6 protein-coding genes and 1 tRNA gene are annotated in these 7,027 nt (G+C 68.0%); 6 read left to right on the plus strand and 1 reads right to left on the minus strand.

Annotated elements, in window-relative coordinates:
- Positions 1–78 precede the first annotated feature (78 nt).
- The 3 genes from FFS72_RS18180 to FFS72_RS18190 all read left to right on the plus strand — a co-directional run bounded on the left by FFS72_RS18180 (position 79) and on the right by FFS72_RS18190 (position 3,363).
- Entirely contained in the window at positions 79–759 is a 681-nt protein-coding gene (locus tag FFS72_RS18180; RefSeq protein ID WP_137875229.1) for an SRPBCC family protein, read from the plus strand.
- Between the two features lie 73 nt (positions 760–832).
- The gene (locus tag FFS72_RS18185) at positions 833–2,095 is read left to right on the plus strand and encodes an IS701 family transposase (RefSeq protein WP_137875230.1); all 1,263 of its coding nucleotides are present in this window, start codon (positions 833–835) and stop codon (positions 2,093–2,095) included.
- A gap of 338 nt (positions 2,096–2,433) precedes the next feature.
- The gene (locus FFS72_RS18190) at positions 2,434–3,363 is read left to right on the plus strand and encodes a MerR family transcriptional regulator (protein ID WP_137875231.1); all 930 of its coding nucleotides are present in this window, start codon (positions 2,434–2,436) and stop codon (positions 3,361–3,363) included.
- A 122-nt stretch (positions 3,364–3,485) separates the two neighbouring features.
- On the opposite strand, the gene FFS72_RS18195 is transcribed toward FFS72_RS18190, so the two are convergent.
- Positions 3,486–3,568: transfer RNA gene (locus FFS72_RS18195), tRNA-Leu, on the minus strand.
- Positions 3,569–3,729: 161 nt separating this feature from the next.
- Here FFS72_RS18195 and FFS72_RS18200 point away from each other — a divergent pair.
- From FFS72_RS18200 to FFS72_RS18210, 3 genes are all read left to right on the plus strand, one after another.
- The gene (locus FFS72_RS18200; RefSeq protein ID WP_137875232.1) at positions 3,730–5,061 is read left to right on the plus strand and encodes an FHA domain-containing protein; all 1,332 of its coding nucleotides are present in this window, start codon (positions 3,730–3,732) and stop codon (positions 5,059–5,061) included.
- Positions 5,062–5,228: 167 nt separating this feature from the next.
- Positions 5,229–5,693, plus strand: coding sequence for an FHA domain-containing protein FhaB/FipA (locus FFS72_RS18205; RefSeq protein ID WP_137875233.1), 465 nt, complete (start codon positions 5,229–5,231; stop codon positions 5,691–5,693).
- Positions 5,690–7,027: PP2C family serine/threonine-protein phosphatase (locus FFS72_RS18210; protein ID WP_137875234.1), on the plus strand; the 1,338-nt coding region annotated here is incomplete at its 3' end. The genes FFS72_RS18205 and FFS72_RS18210, both read left to right, overlap by 4 nt.

Below are 7,027 nucleotides of genomic sequence, written 5' to 3' on the forward strand. Positions count from 1 at the left end.
CGATCCACCTCACCGGCGACGTATCATCCGCCAGGTTGCCGAAACGACGGCAACAATTCCGATGCGGAGGTAGCACGAATGGTCGATCGTCCTGAGCAGCGCGGTGGCCGGCGGGCCGGGAAGTCGACACCTACGCTTCTCGCGGCCGTCGTGCTTGCTGCCGGTCTCGCGGTCGGGAATGTGGGAGTGGCCGGCGCCCAATCGAGTTCGGATTCCTCCTCGTCCTCCTCCACGGTGGACCTGGAATGGGAGGCCTCGTGGGCGTTGTACCAAGCTGAGAAGAGCGTGGCGGGTGCCCTTCTGGTGACCCGGGACGTCACCTTGCCGATCACCATCGACGCACCCGTCGATCGCGTGTTCCCGGCGTACTCGAACTTCAACAACAGCCTCGGACGCCACCCGTTCCTGAAGGGCATCCTCGACCGCCGCAGCTACACCGACGGCGACGCCGACGTCTGGGAGTTCATCGCCCTCGAGGACATCCCGGCCGGCTCGGCATCGATCCCCGGACGCACCGTCGGGCAGCAACGGACGTACGCCGCCGAACGCTGGTACACCACCGACACCTGGGACGCGCCCGGCATCATCACCCACCAGAAGATCACCTTCACCGAGAACGGCGGCGCGACCACCGTCACCGAGCACCTGACATTCTCGGCGCCCTCGATTCTGATCGACTACACCGTGCAGAACGGCGTCTCCTCGCACATCGAGAACCAGCAGGCCATGAAGCGCGACATCGAAAACGGCACGCTCTAGTAGGACTTTGTTAGGTCTGCCACAACTGGTGTGGGGACTCGAGTTTCGATGTGATTCTCGAGACGATGACCGGGTGGATGCCGCAGCCCTGTCCGAGGTCGACGAACGTCTCGACTCCTTCGTCGGTGAGGTGTTCTCGTCGTTGTCTCGGAAGGACAGGGTGGCGACGGCGGGGGTGTACACGCGGGGGTTGATGCTCAACGGTGAGCGCAAGTCGATGCAGCCGATGGCGCAGCGGCTCGGTGTCGATCATCAGCGGTTGCAGCAGTTCGTGACCAGTTCCCCATGGAAGGTCGAGCCGGTGCGGATGGCGCTCTCGCGTAAGGCGTGTGAGGTGATCGCACCGGATGCGTGGGTGGTCGACGACACGGGGTTCGGCAAGGACGGTGACTTCTCGCCGTGCGTCGCCCGGCAGTACTCGGGCACGTTGGGCAAGGTCGGGAACTGCCAGATCGCGGTCAGTGTGCACGCGGCATCCGACGACGCCTCGTGCCCGTTGAACTGGCGGTTGTTCGTGCCGCAGAGCTGGGACGAGCACTGCGTCGACGGCCCCGCGGCCGCGAATGCGGTGGCAGCTCGGCGGAAGAAGTCGGCGGTCCCCGACGGTGAACGGCATCGACCGAAGTGGGAGATGGCGGTGGAGATGATCGACGAACTCCTCGCCTGGGGCCGGCCCCGACCCCGAGTGGTGGTGGCGGACGCGGGCTACGGCGAGGGCGCCCAGTTCCGCGCCGCCCTCACCGACCGTGCCATCCCCTATATGGTGGCGGTCAAGGCCGCCACCAGCGTCTACCCTGCCGACGCGGTACCCGAGACCCCGCCCCGCATCGGTCCCGGGCGCCCGTTCACCGCCCGCTACCGGGTTCCGAAGTCCAGCTGCCGGGACATGGTGCTCGCCGCAGGCCCGGACGCGATGCAGCGGGCGGCGTGGCGGCGCGGCACCAAGACCACACCGGGCAATCCCGATGCCGTCATGAGTTCACGATTCGTCGCGCTGCGGGCCCGCCCCGCCGGGCACCGGGTGCCCCGCGCCGACGACGGATCGGTCGAGCAGGTGTGGCTGCTCGCCGAATGGCCCACCACTGCAACCGAACCCACCGACTACTGGCTGTCGACCCTGCCCGCCGACACCCCCATCGACGAACTCGTCCGCCTCGCCAAGCTGCGCTGGCGGATCGAGCACGACTACCGCGAACTCAAAGTCGCACTCGGTCTCGACCATTTCGAGGGCCGCTCCTGGCTCGGCTGGCACCACCACGCCACCCTCGTCACCGCTGCCCACCTGTTCCTGACCACCCTGCGGCTCACCGGCCCAAAAGCCGGTGGGCAGGGCTGACCCTCTACGGCATCGTCCGCGACATCCAACGCGCACTCGCCATCTGGATCGGCACCTGCCCGACCTGCCACCACACCTTTCCGACCTAACAAAGTCCTACTAGTCGCCGTCACGAAACCCCTGTGCACACCCTTCTCGGGGCGTGCACAGGGGTTTTGTTCGCCGAACAGCCGTGCGCACGCCGCAGAAGGTGTGTGGACACCAGGATTTCCAGAGCTTTGACCCGTCGCGAAATGCCACAGGTCGACGCACTCCTCCGACTGGTCGGCACATCGCATCCGCGCTGGGCCGTCGAATCCGCTTGCGTCTCCTGCGGGGGGAGATACCAGGGTGGGGACATGGAAGACGACACCTGGCTGTCCATCGGTGATCTCGCGCGACGCACCGGCCTGGCGGTCAAGACGATTCGGTACTACGCAGACAGGGGAATCGTTCCGCCCGCCGGCCGAAATGCGGCAGGGCACCGTCGCTATCGTGCCGACTCCGCGGCCCGACTCACGTTCGTCCGTACCCTTCGCGACCTGGGCCTGGATCTGGAAACGATCCGGAAGGTCGTGGATCGGGAAGCCACACTGCCCGACGTCGCCGCACAGCACGCCGACGCACTGGCGGTTCAGATCCGAGTGCTCCGGATACAACGCGCACTCCTGCAGGCGGTCACCGAACGAGGATCCACCCCCGAGGCGATGGCCACGGTACCTGCCCTCGCGACGATGGCGGAGAGAGAACGGCGTGAATTGATCAACGCCTTTCTCGGCGGGGTGTTCGGAGGGGCAGCAAGCGATGCGGCCGTCCACGGAATCATGCGCACGCTGACTCCCGAGCTGCCGGACGAGCCGGAACCGGAGCAGATCACGGCGTGGCTGGAGCTGGCCGAGCTGATGCAGGACAACGAGTTCCGGGAAGTGATGGTGGGTGTGACCGACCATTTCGCCGCCGATCGCGCGCACCACGGGGCCGGCGTGCACCGCGACACCGCCGCCGTGATGTGCGACCTGGTCGGCCCGGCGCTGACCGCGAGCGTCGATCCGGTCTCACCGGAGGCTGCTCCCGTGGTCGACGACGTCGTTGCGGCTTTCGCTCGCATCGTGGACCTGCCCGTCGGCCCCCAGGCGCGGCGACGGCTGCTCGATTGGGTCGCTCTGGTGGCAGACCCCCGCCGCGAGAGGTACCTCGAACTTCTCGCCGTGGTCAACGGCTGGTCCCCGCCCGAGACGCTGTCGCCCGTGTTCAACTGGATCGAGCGGGCGGTGGCCGCGCAACAGTGACCGAGGCCGCAGCCCACAGGGTGCGCTGCGGCGAGCTCAGGTCCCGGGTGAAACGAGAACGAGGTCACGATCTCTTTCGAGTTCGTGACCTCGTTCGGTGCAGTTCGTGGAACTGCTCGTTGTGGGCGAAGGGGGACTTGAACCCCCACGTCCCGAAGGACACTGGCACCTGAAGCCAGCGCGTCTGCCATTCCGCCACTCGCCCGAGCGACGCTGGAAACACTAGCATGCAGCCTTAGCAAAACACGATTCGCCTTGCTGACCTGCGGTGATCGTCACATGCCCGCAGAGTGTCGCGCGCCCCGGATACCATGGCGGGGCGGTGCGAAATCACCGCGACACGCGATGGATCGAGAGGAGGTCGGTGTGGGTATCGTCCAACGCTTCGAGCGCAAGCTCCAAGGTGTCGTCGGAGACGGGCTCGCTCGGGTCTTCGGCGGAGGCGTCGTTCCCCAGGAGGTCGAGTCCGCCTTGCAGCAGCAGGCCCTCGAGGGACTGCAGCAGCTGGAGGGCGGGCACATGCTCGCCCCGAACTCGTACGTCATCACGATCAACGAGTCGGATCACGACGAGTTGTCCTCGGACAAGGACTTGACAGTCAAGGCGTTCTCCCGACACCTTGAGGACTTCATCCGCGATCAGGGATGGCAAACATACGGGCCGATCTCCGTTCGGTTCGAGCCGTCGTCCACACTGCACACAGGCCAGTTCCGGGCCCGCGGGGCGGTGGATCCGGATGTGGGCTCAACGCCGAACCCGCGCCAGGGTCAGCGAGTACCGTTACCGCCCGCGAACGCACGACCCTCCGCACCCATGAACCCAGGAGCCGGCCAGATGACGCAAAACCCAGGTTTCGATCCCTCGCGTGAGCCCGCGGACGAGGGTCGGTACTCACAGGACCGTCCCCCGGTCGGCGCCCAGAACGGCAAGTCGTACCCGTCGTATTCGGCGGCAGGCGGCGGCTACGACCAGCCCCGCAACGGCTACGCCCAGAACGGTGGCCGCGCGAACGGCGCCGAGTACGCCAGCCCGTACCCGCCTGCGTCCGACTACCAGCAGGCCGACTACGCCAACCCGTACCCGCCGAACCCCGACTACCCGGCCAACACGGCCAACCCGTACGGCGGCGGCCAGGACTACTCGCGCAGCGACTACCAGCAGGCCGACTACGCCAACCCGTACCCGCCGAACCCCGACTACCCGGCCAACACGGCCAACCCGTACGGCGGCGGCCAGGACTACTCCCGCGGCGACTACCAGCAGGCGGACTACGGGCAAGCCGACTACGGCAACCAGTACCCGGCGAACGCGGACTACGGCTACGACCAGCAGCAGGCGTACGGGCAGCAGCAGCAGCAGCCCTACGGCCAGAGCTACGGCAACGAGTACCCCAGCTTCGACGCGAACCGCACCTTCACCGCGACCCTGCAGCTCGAGGACGGCAGCGGCCGTAACTTCCAGCTCCGCGAGGGACGCAACGTGATCGGCCGAGGCCAGGAAGCCCAGTTCCGGCTCCCCGACACCGGCGTCTCCCGTCGGCACATCGAAATCCGTTGGGACGGCCAGGTCGCCATGCTCTCCGACCTCGGATCGACCAACGGCACCACCGTCAACGGCGCGCCCGTGCAGGACTGGCAGCTCGCCGACGGTGACGTGATCCGTGCCGGCCACTCCGAAATCCTGGTGCGCATCGTCTAGCCGCGACCCGTCGTCTGCGATCAGCTGAGCAAGTGCGAGCCGAAAGGTCGCACTGCAGCGGTCGAAGCCCCAGCACATTCCGTATTGTGGTTTGTGCGATCGACCCAACCGTATCGCCGTACGTCGCCGTCGGCACAGTGCCGCGCGCCAGGAGGAGGTGGACCGCAGTGCAGGGACTCATCCTGCAATTGACCAGGGCCGGCTTCCTGCTGCTCCTGTGGTTGTTCGTGTGGGCGGTGCTGCGCACCCTCCGCAACGACGTGTACGCCGCCGCCGGAGTGCGGGTGCCGCCGCGCTACAGCCGCACCTCGTCGGTGCTGCCGTCGTTCGGGAAGCCGAAGGTCGCGAAGAACCTCATCGTGACGCAGGGTGCCCTCGCGGGAACCCGCATCACGCTCGGTACCCAGCCCGTCCTCATCGGCAGGGCCGACGACTCGACGCTGGTCCTCACCGACGACTACGCGTCCACTCGGCACGCACGCATCTCGCCCCGCGGAACCGACTGGTACGTCGAGGATCTCGGGTCGACGAACGGCACCTACCTGGATCGGGCGCGGGTCACCACCGCCGTCCGGGTTCCACTCGGCACCCCTGTACGGGTCGGCAAGACCGTGATCGAGCTCCGCCCGTGACCCTCGTCCTGCGCTACGCAGCGCGTAGCGACCGCGGCCTCGTGCGGTCCAACAACGAGGACTCCGTCTACGCCGGTGCGCGTCTACTGGCCCTCGCCGACGGCATGGGCGGCCACGCAGCCGGTGAAGTGGCGTCGCAGTTGATGATCGCGGCACTCGCGCACCTCGACGACGACGAGCCCGGCGACGACCTGCTCGGCAAGCTCGCCGCCGCCACGCGTCACGGCAACGCCGCCATCGCCGAACAGGTCGAGGAGGAGCCCGAGCTCGACGGCATGGGCACGACCCTGACGGCGATCCTGTTCGCGGGCAGCAAACTCGGACTCGCCCACATCGGCGACTCGCGCGCCTACCTGCTGCGCGACGCCGTCCTCACCCAGATCACCCGCGACGACACCTTCGTGCAGTCCCTCGTCGACGAGGGCCGTATCACCGCGGAGCAGGCTCACACGCATCCGCAGCGTTCGCTGATCATGCGGGCGTTGACCGGCAACGAGATCGAGCCGACCCTCACCGTCCGTGAGTCACGCGCAGGCGACCGCTACCTGCTGTGCTCCGACGGACTGTCCGACGTCGTGAGCGACGAGACGATCGCCGACGTCCTCAGCAACGGCACCCCGGCCGAATCCGCGGACCGACTCATCGAGCTGGCGCTGCGCAGCGGCGGACCGGACAACGTGACGGTCGTCGTCGCGGATGTCATCGACCTCGACTACGGCCCCAGCCGTCCCATCGTCGGCGGAGCCGCGTCCGACGAGGACGAGGACACCCCGCCGCCCGACACGGCCGCGGGCCGGGCCGCCGCGATGCGACCCCCGCGGGCAACCCCCCGCCGCATCCAGGTTGCCGACGAGCCGCAGCCGAAGAAGCGGAAGCGACTGCGCTGGATTCTGGTGGCGCTCGGCCTGATCACCGTCATCGCGGTCGGGCTCGTGGTCGGTCGCATGGTGGTCCGCAACAACTACTACGTCGGCGCCGACGACGGTCGCGTCGCCGTGATGCGCGGCGTGCCCGGATCGGTCCTCGGCTACTCGCTGCAGGAAGCGAACCTCGTCGGCTGCGTCACCGACGACGGCGACCTGACGCTCGTGCCTTCCGGCAACACCACCTGCACGGTGCTGACCGTCGACGCCCTGCAGCCGTCCGCGCGGGAACAGGTTCGGGCCGGGCTGCCGTCCGGGTCCCTCGAGGACGCCAAGAGCCAGATGCAGCGCCTGGCCGACGGCGACCTGCTGCCGGTGTGCACGCCGGTCGAGACGACCACCCCGACGCCTGCGCCGCCCGCACCCGCGGTGACGCCGACTCCGGAACCCGCCCCCGCGCCCGCTCCGGAA

Origin of the sequence: Rhodococcus sp. Q, from assembly GCF_005503035.1 — a bacterium.
GTDB lineage: Bacteria > Actinomycetota > Actinomycetes > Mycobacteriales > Mycobacteriaceae > Rhodococcus_G.